Genomic DNA, 24,371 nt, shown 5'->3' with positions numbered 1-24,371 from the left:
CATAATTCCCGTGGCGCCGCTTCCCGCGCCGGCAGGTTGCATATATGCCACACTTGAATAATGATCAGCAGATGAAAAAACAACAGGGCAGTGAACTGTTCAGCGCCATCGTGGCCGCGCCATTCGGCGCCATGGGCGTGCGCGCGCAGGATGGCCAGATATGCGAACTGGTCTATCTGCCGCCGCACTTTGACGAGAAAGACGCGCAGGATGCCGTCTCCGAGCGGGCCTGCCAGCAACTGGCGCGCTATTTCCGCGATCCCGATCATGTCTTCGACCTGCCGCTGGCCGCTGCGGGCAGCGCCTATCAGCAACGGGTGTGGGCGGCGATCAGCGGCATTGCGCGCGGCCAGGTGCGCACGTATGGCGACGTGGCGCGCCTGATCGGCTCGGCGCCGCGCGCCGTGGGCCAGGCTTGCGGCGCCAACTGGTTTCCCGTGGTGATCCCCTGCCACCGGGTTACGGCCGCTGGCGGCCTGGGCGGCTTTGCCCACCACGACGATGCGACGGGTTTCCACCTGGGCGTCAAGCGCTGGCTGCTGGCGCACGAAGGCGTGGCGGGCATGGGGTGGTCAACACGATGATGAACAGCCTGCTGGCGCCCGACAACGCTACCCTGATCGATGAATTCTGCGACAGCCTGTGGCTGGAAGACGGCCTGTCGAAAAACTCGCTCGACGCCTACCGGCGCGACATGCGGCTGTTTGCGCGCTGGCTGGAAGTGGCGCGGCCCGGGCGCGAAGGCCTGTACGAAGTCTCCACGGCCGACATCGAAGCGTATTTCGCTGCCCGCCACGACGAGAGCAAGGCGACGTCGTCGAACCGGCGCCTGTCCGTGCTCAAGCGGTTTTACCAGCTGGCCCTGCGGCACAAGCATATCGCCGCCGACCCGTGTCTGAAGATGGTCTCGGCCAAGCAGCCCGCGCGCTTCGTGCATACCCTGAGCGAAGCGCAGGTGGAAGCGCTGCTGGCGGCGCCCGACGTGAGCACGCCGCTGGGCCTGCGCGAACGCACGATGCTCGAACTCATGTATGCGAGCGGCTTGCGCGTGTCGGAACTGGTGGACTTGAAATCCGTGGAACTGAGCCTCAACGATGGCGTGCTGCGTATCACGGGCAAGGGCAGCAAGACGCGGCTGGTGCCGTTCGGTGAACAGGCGCGGCTGTGGATCGAGCGCTACCTGAAGGAGGCGCGCGGCATCATCCTCGACGGGCAAATGGACGACGCGCTGTTCGTCACGCGGCGCGGGGGCGCCATGACGCGGCAAATGTTCTGGGTCATCATCAAGAAACATGCGCTGAGCGCCGGCATCACGGCGCCGCTGTCGCCGCACACGCTGCGTCACGCGTTCGCCACCCATTTGCTCAACCATGGGGCGGACTTGCGTGTTGTGCAATTGTTACTGGGGCACTCCGATATTTCCACCACGCAGATTTACACGCATGTGGCCCGCGAACGGCTGAAACTGCTGCATGCGCAGCATCATCCACGCGGCTAAACATTTGGTGTTTGCTCCAACTACGTCATAATGTGCCTTATATGCTTATCTGTAACATCTAAAAACTAAAGAGGTAGTAAATGGCCAAGACAAATTTCCAATACGAAAAACGGCAAAAAGAGCTGGAAAAGAAGAAGAAAGCCGAGGAAAAAGCCAGGCGCAAGCTGGAAGCGAAGAACAATCCGAAGCCGGCCGATGGCGAAGAGGGTGCCGAGGGTGAAGAGCCCGAAGCGGACGATGCGGACGACGCTACCGACGCGCCCGCCCAGCCCCAGTAATTCCCCATGCTTGACGACCGGTGCGGCACCATCGCCGCACCGGTAACTCCTCGTTCTACTTTCTCCCCGCTACAAGCTCGGCCGCTGGCCGATCGCCAGTTGCAGCTGCGTGCTGGCGATGGCCGCATCGGCGCGCGCCTGCACATAGCCCTGGTAGGCCTCATCGGCCGAACGCTGCGCCGCCAGCCATTCCAGCAGCGACGCATTGCCTTTGACGTAAGACAGGCGCATGCCATCGACCACCTTTTGCGCATCGACCAGCACGCCGTCGCGGTAGCGCGCCAGCCTGTCCTGCGCCGAACGCAATTGCCGCTGCGCCGTGCGCACCTGCGTTTCCACCGTCAGTTCGGCCTGGCGCAAGGCCAGCATCGCCTGCGTGACACTTGCTTCCGCCTGCACGATATCGCCCGTGTCGCGCCGCGACAGGGGGATGGGAATGGCCAGCGAGATGGACAGGGCGCGCGAGCGGGCCGCGCCTTCGACGGGATTGCCGCTGCCATCGATGCCGTCATGGTAGCCGCGCGCGGCGGCAAGGCCCACGGTGACGGTCGGATCGACGGCGCGGTTGGCGCGCACGAGGGCCGCGCCGTCGCGCAGATTGTCGACGGTGGCGCGGGCGATGCGCACATCGCTGCGGGCCTCGAGCGCCTGCGGCACCAGCACCCTGGCATCCTTGTCGGCATGCGCGGTGAAGTCGCACGCCAGCTGCGCGTCCGGAAACAGCGCGTCGAACTGATGCCCCAAGGGTGGCGACAAATTCAACATGGCGCTGTCCGCCTCGCTGCGCGCCTGCGCCAGCTCGGCCTGGAACTGGTCGCGTTCCACGCGCGACTGCAGCAGCTCGATGCCGCCCACGTCGCCCGCCTTGCGCCGCACGGCGTTCGCCTCGACCACTTTTGACAGGGCCGCCATGGTCTGCTCCTTGCGCGCTGCGACGTCGCGCGTGCGGCACGCTTCCGTGAACGCGGCGGCGGCCGTGCCATACAGCTCGCTCTTGAAGCCGGCCACCGTTTCCTCGGCCAGCGCGACACTGCTGTGCGCCGCTTTTAACCGCGCGGCGCGCTTGCCGCCCGTCTCGATGGCCATGCTGATGGCCGGGTTCCACGTGACGGGACGGTGTTCGGCGCTGCGCACGGTTTCGCGCGTGGCGCCCAGTGTGAACTCGGGATCGGGACGCAGGCCGGCGATGCCGATGCCGGCCTTGGCCGAGACGATGCCTTCCTGCTGCGCCCGCAGTTCCAGGCTGTGGCTTTCCACGGCGGACAGGTAAGTGTCAAAGCTCAAGGGCGTGGCAAAGGCGCCGGGCGCGATCAGCCAGGCCGCCACCAGTACATTAAAACGTGTCATGGGTCTCTCCTTCGGTATGCGTCTGGCGTTTTTGCAGGTGCGCCTCGATCAGGTAATACAGGGCCGGCAACAGCAGCAGGGTGAGGGCGGTGGCCGTCACCAGGCCGCCCACGACGACGGTGGCCAGCGGGCGCTGCACATCGCTGCCCAGGCCCGTCGCCAGCATGGCCGGCGTCAGGCCCAGGGCGGCCACGGTGGCCGTCATCAGCACGGGGCGCATGCGGTCGCGCGCGCCTTCGAGCACGGCGTCGCGCAAGCTCTTGCCCTCCTCACTGCGCAAGCGGTTGATCTGCGCCAGCATCAGCACGGCATTCAGGACGGCCACGCCGAACAGGGCGATGAAGCCGACGGCGCTCGACACATTCAAGGTCATGCCGCGCAGGTGCAGCGCGGCCAGGCCGCCCAGCATGGCCAGCGGCACGGCCAGCAAGACCAGCGCGGGCTGGCGCAGGTTGCGGAACTGGCCAAACAGCAGCAGGAACATGGCGCCCAGGGTCATCGGCAGGATTAGCGCCAAACGGCTTTGCGCGCGCTGCAGGTTTTCGAACTGGCCGCCCCATTCGACGCTGATGCGCTGGTGCTCGCCTGCCACGGTTTGCGCCACCAGCGGGCGCGCTTCGGCCAGGAAGCCGGCCAGGTCGCGCCCGCGGGCGTTGAGGCGCACGATGATGTGGCGCCGTCCCATTTCACGCACGATCACGCTTTCGCCCGAGGTGGTGCTGATGGTGGCTACCTGCGCCAGCGGCACCTTCGCACCGTTGGCGGCCGTGAGCTTCAGGCTGGCGATGGCGTCCGGGCTGGAGCGCGTGGCGGGCGGAAAGCGCACGGCGATGTCGTAGCTTTTTTCTCCCACGTAGACCTGGCCGATGGGCGCGCCGCCGATGCCGGTGGAAATCAGGTCGGCCACGTCGGCCGCATTGATGCCGTAGCGGGCCGCCTTGGCGCGGTCCAGCTCCACCTTCAGGTTGGGCAAGGGCGGTTCCACGTCCACGGCCACGTCGGAGGCGCCGTGGACGGTTTTCAGGACATTGGCCACCTTGCCGGCGATGGCGCGTACTTCATCGAGGTCGTTGCCGAAGATTTTCACCGTCAGGTCGCTGTGCGCGCCCGACAATTTATCCTGCACGCCATCGATCATCGGCTGCATGAAGGCCACGGTGATACCGGGCATGCGGGCGAAGCGTGCATTCATTTTCGCGATCAGCTGCTGCTTGCTCATGCCCGATTTCCAGCTTTTATACGGATGCAGTCCCACACTCGCCTCGATGTGCGACGGCGTCCAGTAATCGGTGCCGTCGTCGTTGCGCCCCGTCTGTGTGACGATGGTCGACACTTCGGGGAATTCCAGCGCGGCGCGCCGCAGTTCGCTGGCCATTTCGGATGCCTTGTCGAGCGTGATCCCGGGCGGCATCTGCACCTGCAGCCACAAGGAGCCCTCATCGAGGTACGGTAAAAAGTCGCGCCCGATGCTGCCGCCCAGGATGGCAAGCGCTGCGAGCGATCCTGCGCACACCATTGCCACCCAGCGCTTGCTGCCCACCATGCGCTCGAGGAAGCGGCCATACGCGCCCGCCAGCGTGTCCAGCGCGCGGTTGTGGGGCATGCGGCGCGGCTTGCGCAAGGCCAGCCAAGCCAGGCCCGGGATCAGCACCAGCGCCACCACGAGCGCACCTACGAGCGCCGCGCCCACCGCATACGCCATCGGCGAAAACAGCTTGTATTCGATGCGCTGGAAGGCGAACAGTGGCAGATAGGCGGCGATGATGACGGCCATGCCGAACATGATGGGACGTGCCACTTGCAGGGTCGCGTCGATGGCGTCCTGCAGGGTGAGGGGCCGCTCCTGATCCCGTTCGCGGCGGCGCAGCATGTTTTCCAGCACCACCACGGAACCATCGACGAGGATGCCGAAGTCGATCGCGCCCAAGGACAGCAAATTGGCGGGAATCCTAAAATGGTGCATGAAGATGAAGGCGATCAGCAGGGCCAGCGGTATCGTCAGCGCGACGATGGCGGCCGCGCGGGGGCTGCCCAGGTACAGCAGCAGCACGAGGGCGACGAGCAGCATGCCTTCGCCCAAGGTAAATCCCACCGTGTGCAGGGTGGCGTCGATCAGCGAGCTGCGGTCCAGGTAGGGCACGACCTTGACGTCCTTCGGCAGCACGTTGGCGTTCAAGTCGTCCACGGCCGCATGGATGCCGGCCAGCGCTTCGGACGGATTGAAATCCTTGAGCAGCAGGGTGATGCCTTCGATGGTGTCGGGGTTGCTGTCCTTGCCGAGGATGCCGCGCCGTTCCACGTTGCCGTAAGCAAGCTTGCCCAGGTCCTTCACCAGCACGGGCACGCCATCCTTGCTGCTGACGACGACATTGCCCATGTCATTGAGCGAGTGCAGCAAACCTACGCCGCGCACCACGTACGATTGCTGGCCGCGGTCGATCACGCTGCCGCCGCCGCTGATGTTGTTGGCGTTGATGGCGTCCTTGACCTGCGCCAGCGAGAAGCCGTAGCTGTCCAGCTTTGCGGGATCGAGTTCCAGCATGAACTGCGTTGTCAGGCCGCCGAAATTGCTGACGTCCGCCACGCCACGCACCTGCTGCAGGCGCGGGATCACGGTCCAGAACTGCAGCTCGGACAGTTCGCGTAAAGACCGTGTTGTCGATTCCAGCGTGTAGCGGTAGATCTCGCCCGTGGGCGAGGTATAGGGATCGAGCCCCGGCTTGGCATCGTAGGGCAGGTTCACGCTGGCCAGGCGTTCCTGCAGCCGCTCGCGCGTGAAGTAGCCGTCGCTGCCATCCTCGAACACGACCGTGATCAAGGACAGCGCGAATAGGCTGCGCGTGCGCAGCACGTGCATGCCCGGTGTGCCCAGCAGCGCGCGTTCCAGGGGAATCGTGATCTGCTGCTCGATTTCCTCGGCGCCCAGCCCCGGCACCTGCGTGACGATTTGCGAGGTGACGTCGGCGATATCTGGATACGCTTCGATGGGCAGCTGTTTCCAGCAATAGACGCCGTAGGCGGCGACGAACAGCAGCACGAGCCAGACGATGCCGCGCCGCTGGCAGCAGGTGGCGATGAAACGGTCAATCATTGAGCAGCACTCCTTCCTTGACGACGATGCGTTCCCCGGCCTTCAGGCCCGAGACGATTTCCACTTGCTCGCCATGGCTGGCGCCCACCTGCACCGTGCGCGGTTCGAAGCGCAGCGGGCTGCGCTCGACCATCACGCGCGTTGATGGTCCGCTTTGCAGCACGGCGGCGGCCGGCACGAGGAGGGCGCGGCGGGAAGCGCCGGCAAATCCCGCGTGGGCGAACATGCCCGGCTTGAAGGCACCGGCGCGGTTGTCGATGGCCACGCGCACTTTCACCGTGCGCGTCTCGGGATCGAGCACGGCGCCGACATAGGCGACCTTGCCCTCGAAAGCCTTGCCGGGCCAGGCGTCGACGGTGATGCTGGCCGTTTGTCCCACGGCCACCTGCGCCAGGTCCCGCTCGGCCACATTGGCCGACAGCCACACGGTGGAGAGATCTGCCACCGTCATGACGGGCGCGTTGATATCGTTCCAGTAGCCGCCCTGGGCGCCTTCCATGGCGATCACGGTGCCGGCGATCGGTGAACGCAGCACATAGTCGCGGCGGGTGCCGCGCGCGCCGGCGCCGTACTGGGCCAGCTTGTCGGCGCTGGCCTGGGCATCGCTGCCGGCCTGCGCAAAGGCGGCCTGCGCCGCTTCGTACTCCTTGCGCGCGGCGATTTCCGCATCGAACAGCGTCTTCTGGCGCTCGAGTTCCTGGCGCGCCTGCAGCAGGATGGACTTGGCCTTGCTGTCGTCCGCGTAGGCGGCGCTCAGTTCCGCCGAATCGAGCGTGAACAGCGGTTCGCCCGCCTTCACGCTGTCGCCCAGTGAACGCTGCAAGCGCGTGATCCGGCCTGCCAGCGGCGGCGTGATTTTCACCAGCTTTTCCGGCATCGCCTCGATGCTGCCGGGCGCCTGCGTCTGCGTGGCGATCTCCTGTTCCTGCACGGCGGCGATCTGCAGGCGCTGGCGCAGCGGCGACATCTTGTCGACGGCGATGCTGCCATCATCCAGGTGCATGGCCTGGGCGGGCGGCGTGGCTGCCGCTGTCGGCTTGGCGCAGCCGGCCAGGGCCGAACAGGCGAGAGCGAGGGCGCAGCTGGCGCCCAGGGCGTTGCGGGTGGTCGTGTTCATCCCGTGTTTCCTTGTTATTGATGGTGATGGGGCATGCGTGGATGCCGTGCCCATGCGGGCAAGAGAGGGGCGCAGGTGGCGCAGGCAGCGTCAGTACAGCGCCGGAAAAGCATAGCAATGTGCTCCTGAAGAAGCGCCCAAGAACGCCTGAATCATTCTTCAGGTTCCGTGTGCGCACGCTGCGGCGCGGTAAAATGCCAGCATGGAAAACAAGGCGCGACGCGAAAGGCAGGCATGAGAATCCTCCTGGTGGAAGACGACCGCAAGGCGGCGCGTCTGCTGGCCCGCGGCTTGCAGGAAGAAGGTTTTGTCGTCGATGTGGCGCACAGCGCGGAAGAGGGCGAGGATGAAAGCTACGCCGTCGACTACGATGCGATCGTGCTGGACTGGATGTTGCCGGGCAAGCAGGGCATCGACTTTTGCCGCGACCTGCGCACGCGCGGCATCCAGACGCCCGTGCTGATGCTCACGGCGCGCGACGCCACGGCCGACCGGGTGGCGGGCCTGAATACGGGCGCCGACGATTACCTGACCAAGCCGTTTGAATTCGAGGAACTGCTGGCGCGCATCCGCGCCTTGCTGCGTCGCTCCGACATCAGCCGCCCGCTGGTGCTGGCGCTGGCCGATCTGACGCTCGATCCCGTCAGTCATCAGGCCACGCGGGCCGGCGCGCCTCTGGTGCTGACGCCCAAGGAGTATGCGATTCTGTTGATCCTGCTGCGCCAGGCGGGCGAGGTGGTCAGCCGCGCGCGCCTGGCCGAACAGATCTGGCAGGCGGACCTGATCGGCATCGATAACCTGATCGACGTCCACGTGCGCAATTTGCGGGGAAAAGTGGATGCGCCGGGCTTGCCACCCTTGATCCACACGGTGCGTGGACGCGGTTTCCGCCTGGCGGAAAACAACGGTGGCTAGCTTTCGCAAACGCTTGCTGCTGGTGCACCTGGCCGTCATCCTCGCCATCGTCGCTTGCACGGCGCTGGCCGGCTACTGGGGCCTGTCGCGCGCCGTGCACGGCCAGCTCGATGCGGCCCTGCTGGCGCTGGGCGAGACGGAAATGGCCATGCTGCCGGCCGCGCCGCGCCAGCCCGTGCAGGTGCACGAGGTGGCGCCGGGACTGGCGCCGCCGTCATTGACGCGGCTCGACCGCTTGGTGCAGATCATCGATGGCGAAGGCCGCGTGCTGGCGCGCAGCCGCAACCTGGAGGCGGCGCAGCTGCCGGCGCCGTCCGCCCTGCTGGCGCGCCTGGCGGCCGGCGAGACCGTCTTCGAGACCCTGCCCAAGTTTGGAGAAGAGCCGCTGCGCATGGTGTCGATCCCCGTGCCCTCGTCCGGCGCGGGCCTGGCCGTGCAGGTTGCCGGTTCGCTCGACGACACCAACCACGTGCTGGCCGCGGCCACCGTGCTGTTTGGCGCCATGGCGCTGGCCTTGTTGGCGGCCGTGGGGCTGGCCGGCGAAATGCTCACGCGCCGCGTGCTGGGCGCCATCGATGACGTGGTGGACCAGGCGCATTCGATCGGCGAAGCCAGCCTGCACCAGCGCCTGCCCCATCCCGGCACGCAGGACGAGATCGGCCGCCTGGTCGACACACTGAACGCCATGCTGGACCGCCTGGAACACGGCTACGATGCGCAGCGCCGCTTCACGGCCGACGCCTCGCACGAATTGCGCTCGCCCCTGTCGCGCCTGCGCACGGAAATCGAAATCACCCTGCGCCGCCCGCGCGAAGCGCCCGAGTATGTCGATGCGCTGGCGTCCTGCCTCGATGAAGTGCAACGCCTGACGACCCTCGTGGAAGAGTTGTTGATGCTCACGCGCCTGGACGTGGGCCAGGAGCGCAATGCCGTGGAAACCATCGCGCTTAATCCCCTCGTGCGGGCGGCCGCGCAGCGCCTGGAAAAGGCGGCGGCGCAGCGCGGCATCCGCATCGTCTTCGATGACAGTGTGGCCGTGCAGGCGCGGGTGGCGGCCGGTCCCGTGGACTTGGTGCTGGCCAATCTGCTCGATAACGCCGTGAAGTTTTCGCCGCCCGACAGCGTCATCGCCGTGCACGTGGCGCGCGATGGCGCGCATGCAGTCGTCGGCGTGGCGGACGCGGGACCGGGCATCGGCGTGGAAGACTTGCCGCATCTGTTCGAGCGCTTTTACCGTGGCGCCCAGGCGCGCGCGGGCGAGGCGCCCGGTTTCGGCCTGGGCCTGGCCCTGTCGCAAGCCATCGTGCACGCGTATGGCGGCAGCATCGAGGCGCAGAACCGCCTGCAAGGCGGCGCGCTGTTCCTCATGCGCCTGCCGGCCTCAGATTGACGGCGCGACGCCTTCCCAGCGCACTTGCCGCACTTGCGGCCAGGCGCCCGCGCGGTTGACGAAGCGCACCAGCACGGCGCGCTGCACGGCCTGGCACAGCACCGTGGCGATCAGCTGCACCACCTGTCTGGCTTCGTCCCAGCTGCGCAGCATTTGCGACGGCGCCAGGCCCGCGCCTTTCAGTTCGGCCAGCAGCAGGCGCACGACATGGTCGGCTTGCGCCGCAGGGCAGGTGACGGTCAGGCGGTAGGTGGCGACAGCCGGCCCACGTTTGGCAAACCAAAGGAAGAACTTTTTCATCACACACCTCGCTCAGCGACAAATTCCGCGTTGTTCACGAGCGCCCAGCGCACGGCCGAGACGCTGCCTTCCAGGCTCACCTGGCTGACGATCTGCTCCAGCAATCCCAGGCTGGACAAGGGCGTGAGCAAGTCGGCCCGCACTTCGATGCGTCCCGCGTGCGCGGCATCCTCGCTGTGCAAGGATTGCAGCATCAGGGCCGGCATGCCGCTGATCAAGCGCAGCATCAGCTTGCGCACCTGGACTTCCTGCTCCGCCTCGCATACGGCCGTCACGCGGTAGATGCTTTCCGTCTCGATGCCCGCTTCGCTGCCGTGCGCGTTGATGCGCTGCGCCAGGTGGCGCAGCACGAGGTTGGCGATCAGCACGAAGCCCGTGCCGATGGCCGCTTCCAGCGCAAACCCCAGGCCGCACAGGATGCCGATGGCTGCCGAGCACCACAGGGTGGCGGCCGTGTTCAAGCCGCGCACCGTCATGCCTTCGCGCATGATGACGCCGGCGCCCAGAAAGCCGATGCCTGACACCACCTGCGCGGCGATGCGCATATGGCCAGAGGCATCGCCTTCGAGCACGGAAACCATCACGAACAGCGAGGCGCCGACGGACACCAGCGCGTTCGTGCGCAGGCCCGCCATGCGCTGGCGCAGCTGGCGTTCGGCGCCGATCATGGCGCCCAGGGTCAATGCCGCGGCAACGCGCAGCGCAAAGTCAAATACCACCATTATTTCTCCCGGCTGGGGAGGAACAGGCGAGTGCATAAGGCGAAGACTATCCGCCCGGATTGGGGCAGCAGACGACAACGGTGGAACGAAGAGGGGGAAGTGGCGGCGAGAGAATACTGCCGCTGGTAAAACCGCACCTTGCCGAGGGCAAGGCGGGCGGAATGCGCGCGTCTTGCCTAAGGCCGATCGCCGATGGTCAATCGACTACTGTCACTGGAACAAGCACCCACGAGTCACTCCATATCATTGATAACGGGGACAGTCTAGCCAGTGGGGCTGCTTTGGTCAACTGAAGCTCTCTTCAGGAAGCCGCCGCGTCGTCCCCGCAAATGCGGGGACGGTGAAGGCGACCGGTGGATCAGTGGGCGTGTGCCTTGGCGTCGTCGGCATCGGCGTGGGCATGCTCGCCGCCGCCAAAGAAGCGCGCGGCGCGCTTGCCCAGGCTATCGAGGTAGGTGTAGGCGACGGGCACCACCACCAGGGTCAGCAAGGTCGAAGTGATCACGCCGCCGATGACGGCGCGGCCCATCGGCGCCTGCGATTCGCCGCCGTCGCCCATGCCGATGGCCATCGGCAGCATGCCGAAGACCATCGCCAGGGTCGTCATCAGGATGGGGCGCAGCCGCACTTGGCCCGCTTCCATCAGCGCCTCGAACTGCCCCAGACCTTCGCGCTGGCGCTGGTTGGTGAAGTCGACCAGCAGAATCGCATTCTTGGTGACGAGGCCCATGAGCATGATGAAGCCGATCACGGAGAAGATGTTCAAGGTGCTGCCCGTAATGAGCAATGCAGCCAGCACGCCGATCAAGGAGAGCGGCAGGGACACCATGATGGCGATCGGCTGCAAAAAGCTGCCGAATTGCGAGGCCAGCACCAGGTAGATGAAGATCACGGCGATCCCCAGCGCCATCATCGCGCCGCCCATGGTTTCGGCCATCTGCTGCGCATTGCCGGCCACGTCGAAGCGCACGCCCGGCGGCAGGTCGATCGATTGCATCGCCTTTTGCACATCGGCGTCGACGTCGCCGGCGGGACGGCCCTGCACGCCCGCATAGATCGCGACGCGGCGCTGCAAGGCCTGGCGTTTGAGCACTTGCGGGCTCGATGACGGCACGAAGTCGACCACCTGGCGCAGCGGAATCATGACGGGCTTGCCGTTCGCGTCAAGCTTGCTCGACGCCAGCGACAGGTCGGCCAGGTCGGCCACCTTTTGCCGGCCCGACTTGGGCAGCTGCACGTTGACGTCGTAGTTCTGTCCGTCGGACGCCAGCCAGTGGCTGACCGTGTCGCCGGCGACAAACGGGCGCAGGGCATTGCCGATCTGCTGCACCGACAATCCCAGGTCGCTGGCCAGTTCGTTATTGATCTTCACGGTGGTCGACGGATTGGCGCCTTCCTGGCTGTATTCCATGTCGGCCAGGCCCTTGATGTTGCGCATCTTGTCCATCAGCGTGTGCGCCACCGCATCGAGCTTGCCTTCGTCCGTGCCGAGGATGGCGATGAAGATGGGACGCTGGCCGACGGACAGGGTGATGCCGGCAATCGGCGCCAGGCGCTCGCGGATCAGTTTTTCCAGTTCCTGCTGCGAGCGGCGCTTGTGCGTCTTGATGTCCGTCAGCTTCAGGTTCACCTCGGCCGCATTGCGTCCATCGGGCGTGCCGATATTGGCCACCAGGCTGTCGATCTCGGGGAATTCCTTCAGGGCCGTTTCGATCTGGCGCACTTTGCTATCCGTGTATTCGAGGCTGGAGCCGACGGGCGTCTTGAAGCGCAGGTTGACCCAGCCCTGGTCCGTCTCGGGGAACATCTCGCCGCCGATCATGGGCACGAGCATCAGGCTGCCCGCGAACAGGGCCACGGCCGTGGCCAGGGTCGTCTTGCGCCAGCGCAGGGCCAGCGCCAGCACCTTGCCATACCAGACGTGCAGACGGTCGATGCCCGTCTCGATCCAGGCCATGAAGCGGCCCAGCCACGGCACGTACTTGAAGCGGTCCTTGACGGGGTCGCGCCAGACGGACGACAGCATGGGGTCGAGCGTGAAGCTGACGAACAGCGACACGAGCACGGCGACGGCCACGGTGATGCCGAACTGCAGGAAGAAGCGGCCGATGATGCCGTCCATGAAGGCGACGGGCACGAACACGGCGACGATGGCGAATGTGGTGGCCATCACGGCCAGGCCGATTTCATTGGTGCCGTCGTTGGCCGCCTTGTAGTGGTTCTTGCCCATGCCCAGGTGGCGCACGATGTTTTCGCGCACGACGATGGCGTCATCGATCAAGAGGCCAATGCACAGGGACAGCGCCATCAGGGTCAAAAAGTTCAGGGTAAAACCGAAGGCCTTCATGGCGATGAAGCTGGCCAGCACGGAGATCGGCAGGGTCAATCCCGTGATGATGGTCGAGCGCCACGAGTGCAGGAACAGGAAGACGATCACCATGGTCAGCACGGCGCCTTCGATGATGGTGCGCTTGACGTTATTGAGCTGGCTTTGCACGCGCTCCGATTCGTCGTCGAGCACGCGCAGGGTGATATCGGGCGGCAGGGTCTTTTGCAGGTCCGCCGCCACTTTCAGGATGCCGGTGCCCACTTCGACTACGTTGGCATCCTGCACCTTGGTGATTTCCATGGTCACGGCCTGCTGGCCGTTCATGCGCGAGATCGACAGTTCTTCCTGCTCGCCGTCGACGACGGTGGCTACCTGGTCCAGGTAGACGGGGCCGACGGCGCGGCGCGCGACGATGATCTTGCCGAATTCGCGCGCATCCTTGATCTTGCCTTCCACGCGCACCAATTGCTCGGCCGCGCCATGGCTGATGGAGCCGGCCGGCAAATTCGTATTCGTGGCCTGGATGGCGCGGATCACTTCATCGACGCCGATGCCCTGGGCATTGAGCTCGATCGGCTTCATGCTGATGAGGATCTGGCGCGCGCGCAAGCCGCGCAGCTTGACTTGCCCCACGCCGGCCACGCCCTGGAAGCGCTTGCTGATGATCTGCTCCGTCATGGTCGACAGCGCGCGCAGGTCATGTCCGGTGGAGGTCAGCACGATGGTGGCGATGGGGCGCTCGTTGTCGCCCTCGGCGCGGGCGATGAACGGGTCCTTGGCTTCTTTCGGGAAGCGCGGGCGCACCAGGGCCACCTTGTCGCGCAAGTCCTGCATGGCCTTGTCCATATTCGTCGACAGCTCGAATTCCAGGTAGACGCCGGCGCGTCCTTCCCACGAGTTGGCACGGATGGTCTTGATGCCGCTGACGGTGTTGACGGCGTCCTCGATGGGGCGCGTGATGTCGTTTTCCACGGCTTCGGGCGAGGCGCCCGGGTAGTTCACTTCAATGGCGGCGAACGGGAACTGCACGCTGGGCATGCTCTCCACGCCCAGGCCACGGTAGGAGAAGATGCCCAGTACTACCAGCGCCACCATGACCATGGTGGCGAAGACGGGATTTTGAATACTGACTTTGGTCATCCACATGGCTCAGTCCTTCCGTGCCAGCACGGCTGCCGGCGCGGCGGGAGCGGGAGCGGCGGCGGGCGCGGCGAAGGTCACGCCGTGGCCAGGTTTCACGCCATCGAGCTTGGCGACGATGACTTTCGCGCCCGGCACCAGGCCCGATGTCACTTCCGCATAGCCTTCATCTTCATTGCGCAAGCCCAGGGTGACGGGCTGGGCGACGACCTTGTTGTTGACCAGCGCATACACGACGGGGCCCTGTTTTTCATTGCGCACGGCCGTCAGGGGCACGAGCGGCGCCACGGGCGAGCGCTCGGTGACGATGCTGCCCTTGGCGAACATGCCGCCGCGCAGCGCGCCATCGCCATTGTCGACGGCGATGTAGACGAGCATGGCGCGCGAGCCGCTCTCGGTGGTGGGGTTGATGCGCGTGACCTTGCCGGCGAAGTCGCGCGCGCCGAAGCCGTCGACCTTGAAGTGCACGTCCTGGCCCAGCTTGATGCGGGGGATTTCCGCGCTGGGCACGGGTGCTTCCAGGGTCAGCTGGGCCAGGTTGACGATGGTGTAGACGGGCATGTCGGGCGAGACTTTTTCGCCGGCCTGCAGGTGGCGCTTGCTGACGATGCCGGCCATCGGTGCGCGTATCACCGTGTCGGCCAGCGCGATGCGGGCGATGTCGAGCATGGCGGCGGCGGACTTGACGTTGGCGCGCGCCAGGTCGACGGAGTTTTGCGTCGTGTCGTAAGCCGTCTGCGAAATGTATTTTTGCTTGAGCAGCGCCTGGCTGTTCGCTTCATTCTTGCTGGCCATCGACAGGCGCGCCTGCGCTTCGTCGAGCATGGCTTGCTGCTGCGTCAGGCGGGCGCGCTGGTCGGCCGCATCCAGGCGCACGAGGATTTGCCCATTGGCTACGTGCTGGCCTTCCTGCAAGGTCGTTGCCTCGATCACGCCGGAAACCTTGGCCTTGATGGTGGCCTGGGTCACGGGCGCCAGCGAGCCGGACAGGGGCAGGCTGATACTGAGGGCGCGCGCATCGATGGCGGCCACGTCGCCCTGCGCCAGTTCATGCACGGGCGTCTTTTCCTGCTCCTTCTTCTTGCTCGCCTGCTGCTCGGCCGCCTTGGCGGCTTGCTGCTTCGACTGCATCACCGTCCAGCCGCCGCCGGCCAGGCCCAGCACGACGAGGATCAAGACGGGCGTGCGCCAGCGCCGGCGGCGCGTGGCGGCAAGGGGGGAGGCGGGGGGCAGGGTCTCGTTTTTCATAGGTTTTTTAGTCAGGAGCGGCGCAGGGGTTCGGCGCCAGGTCTCGGTGCGGCCGGCCTGCGGCAGGCCGGGGGAATTCGGGTAGCGCATCACCGTGGCGGCCGCAGACAGCACGCCTGCCGCTGCGGCCGTTCACGGCGATGCGCATGTTGCCACTTTAGGAAGATTCAAGCCGGGCCGCCATCGCTGTGCGACAGATTGCACAAAATCGGGGCTGGAATGCAAAAAACGGCGACCGGAGACCACGGCCAGCATGCGCGCCATGCGCGTCACGATGCTTGCGCATCCTCAAGAAGCCGATTCGCCGGCGCGCAAGAATGGTCGGGATGGTTGCGCCACCGGACAGGCCATACGCCTGCCGGTTGCCGCGCGGCCGCGCCACAGGGGGCCTGATGTCTGATCGGATTGCCGGAGCCGCCCCGTCGCCGGGCCGTTTGCTGGCCGCGGCCGAACCGCAGGCGGGGCCGGCCGGCAAGGCGCTCGATTTGCTGTCGATCATTGTTACCGCGATCGAACAGGCACCCGGCCTGGCCGTACGCGGCATCGACCGCGACGGCATGGTGCGCTACTGGAGCGCTGGGGCTGCGCGCCTGTATGGCGTGGCGGCCGAATTGGCGCTGGGCCAGCCTTGGGCCACAGTGGCCGCCGCGCTGCCCGGCGCCGCCAGCGTGGCCGAGGCGGCGGCGGGCGAACTGGCAGCCGTGTGGGAAAGCGGCAAGGCGCGCAGTACGCGCCTGTGGAAGCTCGCTGCCGACGGAGCCGCGCCGCGCTGCATCTGCTCCACCGTGTTTCCCGTCATCCAATCCGGGCGTGTGCGGCAAGTAGTCTGTGTCGATGTCGATATCACGGCCGGCGGCCACGACGGCGCCGCGCAGGGCGCCTTGTTGCTAATGGGCGACAATTTCCGCCAGTTGTACGAGAAATCGGCCGACGCCATCCTGCTGCTGCGCGACGAACATATCGCCGAAGCGAATCCGGCCGCCATTGCCCTGTTTCAATGCGAAGACCGGCCACGATTGCTGGGGCGCCGCCTCAGCGACTTTTCGCCCTTGCGCCAGCCCGATGGCGCATTGTCCTCGTTGCGCGGCACGCAGCTGGCGGCGCAAGCCCATGCCGACGGCAACTGCCGCTACGACTGGCGCTATCAGACGTGCACCGGCGAGCTGTTCTGGGGAGAAGTGCTGCTCACATCCGTCACGCTCGACCACACCTATCTGTTTTATGCCGTGATCCGCGATATTTCTTCGCGCAAACTGGCCGAGCGGGCCCTGTACCTGTCGGCACAGGTGGTCGAACATGCGCGCGAAGCCATCGTCGTGATGGATCCGCAGCAGCGCGTCGTCAGCATGAACCCCGCGTACAGCGAGATCAGCGGCTATAGCCTGGACGATATGCTGGGCAAGCCTTTTGTGTTGCACGGCGTGGAGCCGGACGCGCCCGCGTTTTTCGACCACGTGTGGGATGAGGTCGAGGCGAACGGCTATTGGCAAGGCGACATCCTGGGCCAGCGCAAGGCGGGCGGGCGCTACCCGGCCTGGCTGTCGCTGACGGCCATCCGCGACCCGCAGGGGCAATTAAGCAATTACCTGGCCATCCTCAGCGACATCAGCGAGCGCAAGAAAAACGAGGAGCACACGCGTCACCTGGCCGAGCACGATTTCCTCACCGACTTGCCGAACCGCGTGCTGCTGCTGGACCGGCTGTCGCTGGCGCTGGCGGCCGCGCGGCGCAAGCTGAGCATGCTGGCCATCCTGTACCTGGACCTCGACCACTTCAAGCACATCAACGACAGCATGGGCCACCACGTGGGCGACTTGCTGCTTAAGGAAGTGGCACGGCGCCTCGTGCGCTGCGTGCGCGGCGTCGATACGGTCAGCCGGCATGGCGGCGACGAGTTTGTCATTATCCTGGCCGAGGTGGGCGGCATCGACCAGGTGGCCCACGTGGCGGCCAGCCTGCTGCATGCCGTGACGCAGGTGTACCAGCTGGGCGAATATGAACTGCACGTGTCGACCTCGATCGGCGTGGCCATCTTTCCCAGCGATGGCGACGGCATCGATACCCTCGTGCACAACGCCGACATCGCCATGTACCACGCGAAGGAGAACGGGCGTAACAATTTCCAGTTTTTCAATGCCGAAATGAATGCGCAAATCGTCGAGCGGGCCAGCCTGGAGCAAGGCTTGCGCGAGGCATTGGGCCGTGATGAATTCGTGCTCGAGTTCCAGCCCGCGCTCGATGTGGCCAGCGGGCAGATCCTCGGCGCGGAAGCGCTGCTGCGCTGGCGCCACCCGCAATTGGGCGTGCTGCCGCCCGAGCGCTTCATCGCCGTGGCCGAGGAATGCGGCTTGATGGTGTCGATCGGCAACTGGGTGCTGCGCCACGCCTGCCTGCGCGCACGCGCCTGGCACGATGCGGGCCATGCCTGGAGAGTGGCCGTGAATCTGTCGCCGGCGCAATGCATGCATAATAATTTATTGCTTAGCGTACAAGAAGCGCTGGCCGTGTCCGGTTTGCCTGCCGCCAGCCTGGAACTGGAAGTGACGGAGGCCTTGCTGATGAAGGGCGGCGCGCGCCTGGCCGGCGTGCTGGCGCAGTTGCGTGCGCTGGGCGCCAGACTGGCCATCGACGACTTCGGCACCGGCTATTCGCGCCTGGCCAATCTGCGCCATTACCCGGTGGACAAACTCAAGATCGACCCCTCGTTCCTGCCCGCCGCCGCGGACGGCGCGGCGGGCGAGTCCGACACGGCGGTCGCCGCCACCATCATCGCCATGGCGCGCGAGCTGCAATTGACGGTGATCGCCGAAGGCGTGGAAACGGCGCAGCAACTCGCGTATCTGCGGGGGCAGGGCTGCCAGCAATACCAGGGGCGCTTTGCCAGCGCGCAAGTCGAGGGCAGCGCGCTGGCGAGGTTGCTGCATTAGTTAATTAGTGGACATTTCCCAGCAGCCTGATGCGCGCCAGCACCTGGCCATGGTCGGATGCGTGCGGCAGGCCCAGCAGCAAATGATCGTTGAGATACGTCACTTCCTGCAGCACGCCGATGGCGCGCGGCGAGGCCGGATGAAAATGTTCGGACACGAGGATGTGGTCGATCGTCATGTAGGCGCTGTCGTGGATATTCGTGTAGCCCACGTGGCGCAAGGCATCCTGGCGCAGCTGGATGGCGTTGGCGTCGTACAGGCGCGCGCGCATTTCCGGCATGTCACCATGCGGTTCGCACGGCGCGCCCGCGCCCATGACGATGGCCGTGGTGACGGCATTGGCGATGTCGTTGAAGTCGCCCAGCACGATGCGGGGACGGCCGCTATGGCCCAGTTCGCTTGCCAGCACGCGCAGGGCCACGGCTTCCGCGCCGCGCCGCTGCAGCGAGCGCAGGTTGGCCAGCGCGTAAGCGGCCGCATCGTTGCCGTCGCCATGGCGGTAGTCGGGCCGGCGCGATTTCAAGTGCACGACGACCACGTCCGTGAGCTGTCCGCCAGGCAAGATGACCTGGACGTGCAGGGGCGCGCGGGCGAAGCGGCAGGCGTTGTCCTCGGCGGAGACGCTCACGCCGGCGGGAAAATCCGCCCAGGCCACACCGGCGCCCACCAGGGGCAAGCGCGACACGAGCGCCACCGTGGGCAGCATGCGTCCGGCAATATCCATTGCGTCGTAACCGGCCACGGTGGCTTCGCGGTAATGGCGCGTGCGCGACAGGACGTCACGCAGGGCCGCTTGCGAGAAAATTTCCTGGAATCCGATCACGTCGGCGTCGAGCAGGTCGATCTGCCGCGCCGTCCACTCCGCCTTGGCTGCGTATTGCGCCGGGCTCAACGGTTCTAGGTTGTCATACAATTTCGCCCCGGCGGGGGCAAGGTTGCAGACATTGAATGTGGCAAAGCGGATTTCTTCCTGCATAATTAGCACTCCTCACTGAACGATCAGCGTATCACGCATGGCTAAAAAAGAGCATATTTCCGAAACCCAGGCGACGCAGTTGCTGCGCAAGCATCAAGTTTCCTTCGAAGAACACCCGTATCCGTACGAAGAGCACGGCGGCACCAGCGTGTCGGCGCGCGAACTTGGCGTGCCCGAGCACGATGTGATCAAGACCCTGGTGATGCAGGACGAGGCGGCCAAGCCGCTGATCGTGCTCATGCATGGCGATTGCAAGGTGTCGACCAAGAACCTGGCGCGCGGCATCGGCTGCAAATCCGTCGAGCCGTGCAAGCCCGACGTGGCGCAGCGCCATTCCGGCTACATGATCGGCGGCACCTCGCCGTTCGGCACGAAGAAGACCATGCCCGTGTACGTGGAAGCGTCGATCCTGGACTTGCCGCGCATCTACATCAATGGCGGACGGCGCGGTTTCCTCGTCTCGTTGGCGCCACAGGTGCTTGTTGACTTGCTGCAAGCCAAGCCGGTGCAGTGCGCCTTGCAGGATTAAGAAAACCAGTCCCCGCCCTGTCCGTAGGCGGGGTGCTGGTGTATATTCTGCTGCGCCAGCCTCGATGCTGGTGTAATAAACACAATAAAGGGAAGAAATGAATCCAGTAATCACAACCGTGGCAATGACAGTGGCCGCTTACTTGCTCGGCTCGATATCGTTTGCCGTGGTGATGAGCAAGGTCTACGGCATTGCCGATCCGCGCACCTATGGCTCGAAAAATCCGGGCGCCACCAACGTGCTGCGCAGCGGCAACAAAGGCGCCGCCATCATGACCCTGCTGGGCGATGGTGCCAAGGGCTGGCTGGCCGTGTTCCTGGCCGACCACTTTGCCGGCGCGCTGGGCGTGGGCGACACGGCCGTGGCCCTGGTGGCCATCGCCGTCTTCCTCGGCCATCTGTGGCCCGTGTTCTTCCGCTTCGTCGGCGGCAAGGGCGTGGCGACGGCCCTCGGCGTGCTGCTGGGCATCAATCCATGGCTGGGCCTGGCGACTCTGGCCACCTGGCTGATCATCGCCTACGCGTTTCGCTATTCTTCGCTGGCAGCGCTGGTGGCGGCCCTGTTCGCGCCGTTTTACTATGGCTTGCTGTTCGGCGTCGATCCCATCTTGCTGTCCGTCATCGTCATGAGCGTGCTGCTCGCTTACCGCCACAGCCAGAATATCGCGAACTTGCTCTCTGGCAAGGAAAGCAAGATCGGCGGCAAGAAGGATGCGGCCAAGGCGCCCGTCAAGAAAAAGTAAAATGCCGGGGTCAGACCCGCCGGGTCTGACCCCAACCTTGCGGCGCCGCGCGGTGCGGCCGCCACCGACTCGCGCAAAGGCTGCCCACCATGACTGTTTCTACCTCCTCCGCCACACCCACTCCCGTCCGTATCGATTTCGTTTCCGACGTTTCCTGCCCCTGGTGCGTGGTCGGCCTGAAATCGCTGGAGCAGGCGCTGGACAAGCTGCAAGACACCGTCCAGGCCGACATCCACTTCCAGCCTTTCGAGCTGAACGCCAACATGCCGCCCGAAGGCGAGGATGTCGGCGAACACATCGCCCGCAAATACGGTTCCACCCCGGAACAGATGGCGCAGTCGCGCGAAGCGATCCGCGCGCGCGGCGAGCAGCTGGGCTTTACCTTCGCCATGGACAAGCGCGGCCGCATCTACAACACGTTTGACGCCCACCGTCTGCTGCACTGGGCCGCTCTGGAAGGGCGCCAGAAGGAACTCAAGATGGCGCTGTTCGATGCCTACTTCACCCAAGGCCAGGATCCATCCTCGCACGAGGTGCTGCTGGCCGTGGCCGGCAAAGTGGGGCTGGACACCGCGAAAGCGGCCGACGTCCTGGCATCCGGCGCCTATGCGGACGAGGTGCGCGCGCAGGAACAGTTCTACCAGCAGAACGGCATCAACTCGGTGCCGGCCGTCATCATCAACGAGCGCCATTTGATTTCCGGCGGCCAGCCGCCTGAGGTGTTCGAGCAAGCCTTGCGCCAGATCATCGCCGGCGCCTGAACCAGGCGCCAATGGCGCGCGCCATGACGGTTAATTTCGGCTACACTCCGCAGTGAAGGAGGATAGCCAAATGCCAACAGCCCGCTGGAATGGCGCCGTCATCGCGCAAGCGACCGATGCGCAGGTGCAAGTCGTTGAAAACAATATATATTTTCCTTTGTCGGCCGTGACGCAGGACTACCTGCGTCCCAGCAGCCACACGAGCATCTGCCCGTGGAAGGGCACGGCCAGCTATTACGACCTCGTCGTCGACGGCCAGGTCAATGCCAACGCGGCCTGGTATTACCCCCAGCCCAAGGATGCCGCCAAGCAAATTGCTGGCCACGTCGCCTTCTGGCGCGGCGTCAGCGTCGAGCGCTGACACTTTCTTTCCATACTAAAAATCAATAGAAAGCAGACGATGGATTTACGCCTCGCCGTGTACCAACTCGCCTCGGCCCATGCGCTCGATGCCCAACAAACCCGGCAGTTGCAGGAAGTGGCCGGTTTCCAGCGCGAACCGGCGCGCCTGGCCCACTGGCTGCCGCGCGGCGTGGCCGTGCTGGGGGCCGCCTTGCTGGGCATGGGCCTGATCTGCTGGGTGGCCGCCAATTGGGAAGACTTCGGCCGCATGGGCCGCTTTGCCCTGCTGCAAGGCATGTTTGCCGCCGCCTGCGTGGGCGCGTTTGCCGTGCCCAAGGCGCGCGTTCCCTTGTTGTTGCTGGCCTTGCTGGCCATCGGCGGCCTGTTCGCGTATTTCGGCCAGACCTACCAGACGGGCGCCGATCCATGGCAGCTGTTCGCCCTGTGGGCCGTGCTGGCCTTGCCCCTGTGTTTTGTCGCGCGCAGCGACGTGCTGTGGACGCCGTGGATGCTGGTACTGTCGACGGCCGTCACGCTGTGGATGCAGGCCCACGTGCGCCATAGCTGGCGCATCGATTCGTCCGACCTGAGCATTTTCCTCAGCGGCTGGCTGGCCGTGCTGCTTGCCTGTGCGTTTGTCTCGCCCCTGCTGGCGCGCTGGACGGGCGCGGGCAGCTGGGCCCTGCGCCTGGGCCTGGTGCTGGCCACCATCCTCATCACGGGCACGGCCGTCAGCGCCCTGTTCGGCAATGAGATCGAATCGCCGTACTGGGCCGGACTGGGCTTGCTGCTCGTCGCCGGCGTCCTGCTGGCCACCGGCCGGTTCTTTGACGTGTTCGGCCTGAGCGCCGTGGCGCTCGGTATCAACACCTTGCTGGTGGGCGGCCTGACGCACGTGCTGTTCAACGGCCATGGCGATGGCGTCGGCGCGCTGACCGTGCTGGGCTTGCTGGCCGCCGTGCTGCTGGCGCTGACCGTGCAAGGCATCCTGTGGCGCACGCGCCGGGAGGCGGCATGAGCAATATCAATACTCAACGAACCGATGCGCTCGCCACCCTGATCGACGACGCCACGCGCGCGGGCCTGTTGCCGCCCAACGCCACCCGCCCCGTGCAGGATGTTCGGCCGTGGCCGCTGGTGCTGATGACGGCATTCGGCGCCTGGCTGGCCGCCATTCCCCTGATGATTGCGCTGGGCGTGGGCCTGGAAAGCATCGTGCGCCACGGTCCCGGCGCGTATGTCGTGGCCGCCATCGTGCTGGTCGTGGCCGTGCTGCTGATCCGCACGCGCGGCGTGGCGCTGTTCGTCGAACAACTGGCCGTGCCCTGCCTGCTCGTGGGCGGCGGCTTGCTCGGCTATGCCCTGTACCGCGACTATTCCACGCAGACGGCGTCGCTGCTGCTGTGCCTGGCGTGCCTGGTGGTGGCCGCCGCCTTGCCGCGCGACTGGCTGCGCGTGCTGCTGGGACTGGTCGCCTGCGGCTTGCTGGGGCTGGGTATCGTCGATAGCACGCGCGACTGGATTTTCGAGAACGATCCCACACAACTGTATCTGGCCTGGATGCTGGCCCTGGCACTGTGGCTGGCCGCCCACTGGCTGCAGAAGCAAGCGTTCAATGATGGCCGCGGCGCGCCCGTCGCCGCCTTCCTGGAATCGCTGTCGACGGGGTGGGTATTGGCGATCTTGCTGGGGCTGGTCTTCTGGTCGGGCATGACCTTCATGCTGGGCGGTGCCTTGGGCGGTGGCTTTGCCGGCGAAGTGGCGCGCGAAGTGACCCGGCACCAGGGTATTGCCTGGTATGCGCAGGCCTTGAATGGCGTGTCGCTCGTGCTGGCCGCGGCGGCTGCTGCCTGGACGGGGTGGCGCTGGCCGGCGCTGCGCCAGTTGCCCGCCATCGGCGTGGCGCTGGTGCTGATCGTGCTGGCGTGGTTCATGCCGGGGCTGGGGCCCGTGCTGCTGATCCTTGCGTATTGCGTGACGAGCGGGCGCTCGCGCGTGGCCGTGGCGGCCGTGCTGGCGGCGGCGTGGATCATCGGCAGCTTTTATTACCAGCTGGCCTGGCCGCTGGCCAGCAAGGCGGCGCTGCTGGCGATCGCGGGCGCCGTGCTGTGCGCCCTGTCGTGGCTGGCCACGCGCGGCGCCGTGCTGCACCTGGTGGAAAGCAAACCGGCGGGCGTGGCGGTCGAACGCCGCTTCTTGCGCCTGGGCGTGCTGGGCGGATTGCTGCTGGTGTTGTTGGTCGCCAATGGCGGCATCTGGCAAAAAGAGCAGCTGATTGCCAAGGGGGAAGCAATCTTCGTGGCGCTGGAACCGGTCGATCCCCGCTCGCTGATGCAGGGCGACTACATGCGCCTCAATTTCGTCAACCTGGGTGTGCTGAGCACGTTGGCCAGCGTGGAGCGGGCGCCCGGCCGGCCTTTCGTCGTGGCCAGGCGCGATGCGCGCGGCGTGGCGGAACTGCTGCGCCCCTACACCAAAGAGGCGCTGGCGCCCGGCGAATTCCTGCTCGAGCTGACGCCGAAGGATGGGAACTGGGTGCTGGTCAGCGATGCCTGGTTCTTCAAGGAAGGCGAGGCGGCGCGCTGGGAAAAGGCGCGCTATGGCGAGTTCCGCGTGCTGCCCGATGGCCGCGCCTTGCTGGTGGGCATGCGCGGGGAAGATTTACAGGCGCTGTAGCCGCTTGATTGAACAAATCCAATGGCAGAATCCGGGGTCGTAA

At 65.7% G+C, this 24,371-nt stretch carries 20 protein-coding genes; 12 read left to right on the top strand and 8 right to left on the bottom strand.

All coding sequences use genetic code 11. The features are described 5' to 3' along the window. Positions 1–71: 71 nt before the first annotated feature. From OPV09_RS25300 to OPV09_RS25290, 3 genes are all read left to right on the top strand, one after another. Positions 72–584, top strand: coding sequence for a methylated-DNA--[protein]-cysteine S-methyltransferase (locus OPV09_RS25300; protein ID WP_034746871.1), 513 nt, complete (start codon positions 72–74; stop codon positions 582–584). Beyond that, positions 581–1,498, top strand: coding sequence for a site-specific tyrosine recombinase XerD (gene xerD / locus OPV09_RS25295; RefSeq protein WP_225242529.1), 918 nt, complete (start codon positions 581–583; stop codon positions 1,496–1,498). Before OPV09_RS25300 ends, xerD begins: the two co-directional genes overlap by 4 nt. Positions 1,499–1,578: 80 nt before the next feature. Continuing rightward, a complete protein-coding gene (locus tag OPV09_RS25290; RefSeq protein WP_034746874.1) occupies positions 1,579–1,776 on the top strand; it encodes a hypothetical protein in 198 nt (65 codons plus the stop codon). Positions 1,777–1,845: 69 nt separating this feature from the next. Here the strand turns inward: OPV09_RS25290 and OPV09_RS25285 are convergent, their stop codons facing one another. The 3 genes from OPV09_RS25285 to OPV09_RS25275 are packed head-to-tail and all read right to left on the bottom strand — an operon-like array spanning position 1,846 to position 7,331. Further along, positions 1,846–3,123: a TolC family protein gene (locus OPV09_RS25285; RefSeq protein WP_338679680.1), complete on the bottom strand. Its 1,278-nt coding sequence runs from the start codon at positions 3,121–3,123 to the stop codon at positions 1,846–1,848. Continuing rightward, a complete protein-coding gene (locus OPV09_RS25280) occupies positions 3,110–6,214 on the bottom strand; it encodes a CusA/CzcA family heavy metal efflux RND transporter (RefSeq protein ID WP_338679679.1) in 3,105 nt (1,034 codons plus the stop codon). The genes OPV09_RS25285 and OPV09_RS25280 overlap by 14 nt, the downstream gene beginning before the upstream one ends. Beyond that, on the bottom strand, positions 6,207–7,331 hold the full coding sequence (locus OPV09_RS25275; protein WP_338679678.1) for an efflux RND transporter periplasmic adaptor subunit: 1,125 nt from the start codon (positions 7,329–7,331) through the stop codon (positions 6,207–6,209). Before OPV09_RS25275 ends, OPV09_RS25280 begins: the two co-directional genes overlap by 8 nt. Before the next feature lie 234 nt (positions 7,332–7,565). Here OPV09_RS25275 and OPV09_RS25270 point away from each other — a divergent pair, with 234 nt between their 5' ends. After that, positions 7,566–8,246 carry a response regulator transcription factor gene (locus OPV09_RS25270; protein WP_070301262.1) on the top strand — a complete coding sequence of 227 codons (681 nt, stop codon included), beginning with the start codon at positions 7,566–7,568 and terminating at the stop codon, positions 8,244–8,246. Next, the gene (locus OPV09_RS25265; RefSeq protein WP_338679677.1) at positions 8,239–9,636 is read left to right on the top strand and encodes a sensor histidine kinase; all 1,398 of its coding nucleotides are present in this window, start codon (positions 8,239–8,241) and stop codon (positions 9,634–9,636) included. The genes OPV09_RS25270 and OPV09_RS25265 overlap by 8 nt, the downstream gene beginning before the upstream one ends. On the opposite strand, the gene OPV09_RS25260 is transcribed toward OPV09_RS25265, so the two are convergent. The 4 genes from OPV09_RS25260 to OPV09_RS25245 form a co-directional block, all read right to left on the bottom strand. Then, positions 9,628–9,936: a hypothetical protein gene (locus OPV09_RS25260; protein ID WP_338679676.1), complete on the bottom strand. Its 309-nt coding sequence runs from the start codon at positions 9,934–9,936 to the stop codon at positions 9,628–9,630. The genes OPV09_RS25265 and OPV09_RS25260 overlap by 9 nt on opposite strands. Beyond that, positions 9,936–10,655 carry an MgtC/SapB family protein gene (locus OPV09_RS25255; RefSeq protein ID WP_205412515.1) on the bottom strand — a complete coding sequence of 240 codons (720 nt, stop codon included), beginning with the start codon at positions 10,653–10,655 and terminating at the stop codon, positions 9,936–9,938. The genes OPV09_RS25260 and OPV09_RS25255 overlap by 1 nt, the downstream gene beginning before the upstream one ends. A gap of 361 nt (positions 10,656–11,016) precedes the next feature. Further along, the gene (locus tag OPV09_RS25250; RefSeq protein WP_338679675.1) at positions 11,017–14,133 is read right to left on the bottom strand and encodes an efflux RND transporter permease subunit; all 3,117 of its coding nucleotides are present in this window, start codon (positions 14,131–14,133) and stop codon (positions 11,017–11,019) included. Positions 14,134–14,136: 3 nt separating this feature from the next. Then, entirely contained in the window at positions 14,137–15,375 is a 1,239-nt protein-coding gene (locus OPV09_RS25245; protein WP_338679674.1) for an efflux RND transporter periplasmic adaptor subunit, read from the bottom strand. Positions 15,376–15,767: 392 nt separating this feature from the next. Here OPV09_RS25245 and OPV09_RS25240 point away from each other — a divergent pair, with 392 nt between their 5' ends. After that, on the top strand, positions 15,768–18,302 hold the full coding sequence (locus OPV09_RS25240; RefSeq protein WP_338679673.1) for a sensor domain-containing protein: 2,535 nt from the start codon (positions 15,768–15,770) through the stop codon (positions 18,300–18,302). A 4-nt stretch (positions 18,303–18,306) separates the two neighbouring features. Here OPV09_RS25240 and OPV09_RS25235 read toward each other — a convergent pair whose 3' ends face one another. Beyond that, complete coding sequence (locus OPV09_RS25235; protein ID WP_338679672.1) at positions 18,307–19,278, bottom strand: endonuclease/exonuclease/phosphatase family protein; 972 nt, start codon at positions 19,276–19,278, stop codon at positions 18,307–18,309. 37 nt (positions 19,279–19,315) lie between these two features. Between OPV09_RS25235 and ybaK the strand changes: the two genes are divergently transcribed. The 6 genes from ybaK (at position 19,316) to OPV09_RS25205 (ending at position 24,328) form a co-directional block, all read left to right on the top strand. Further along, positions 19,316–19,807 (top strand): Cys-tRNA(Pro) deacylase, encoded by a 492-nt coding sequence (gene ybaK, locus OPV09_RS25230; protein ID WP_338679671.1) that lies wholly within the window; start codon positions 19,316–19,318, stop codon positions 19,805–19,807. 97 nt (positions 19,808–19,904) lie between these two features. After that, positions 19,905–20,549 carry a glycerol-3-phosphate 1-O-acyltransferase PlsY gene (gene plsY, locus OPV09_RS25225; protein ID WP_235194155.1) on the top strand — a complete coding sequence of 215 codons (645 nt, stop codon included), beginning with the start codon at positions 19,905–19,907 and terminating at the stop codon, positions 20,547–20,549. Positions 20,550–20,638: 89 nt separating this feature from the next. Next, positions 20,639–21,310, top strand: a complete 672-nt coding sequence (locus OPV09_RS25220) for a DsbA family oxidoreductase (RefSeq protein ID WP_338679670.1) — start codon at positions 20,639–20,641, stop codon at positions 21,308–21,310. A gap of 70 nt (positions 21,311–21,380) precedes the next feature. Further along, the gene (locus OPV09_RS25215; protein WP_219327862.1) at positions 21,381–21,671 is read left to right on the top strand and encodes a DUF427 domain-containing protein; all 291 of its coding nucleotides are present in this window, start codon (positions 21,381–21,383) and stop codon (positions 21,669–21,671) included. 39 nt (positions 21,672–21,710) lie between these two features. Next, entirely contained in the window at positions 21,711–22,670 is a 960-nt protein-coding gene (locus OPV09_RS25210) for a DUF2157 domain-containing protein (RefSeq protein WP_219327861.1), read from the top strand. Beyond that, a complete protein-coding gene (locus tag OPV09_RS25205; protein WP_338679669.1) occupies positions 22,667–24,328 on the top strand; it encodes a GDYXXLXY domain-containing protein in 1,662 nt (553 codons plus the stop codon). The genes OPV09_RS25210 and OPV09_RS25205 overlap by 4 nt, the downstream gene beginning before the upstream one ends. Positions 24,329–24,371: the final 43 nt, after the last annotated feature.

This window comes from Janthinobacterium sp. TB1-E2 (genome assembly GCF_036885605.1).
Taxonomy (GTDB): domain Bacteria; phylum Pseudomonadota; class Gammaproteobacteria; order Burkholderiales; family Burkholderiaceae_D; genus Janthinobacterium; species Janthinobacterium aestuarii.
Note: the sequence above shows the minus strand (reverse complement) of the source record. Positions and strands in the feature narration are given on the sequence as shown.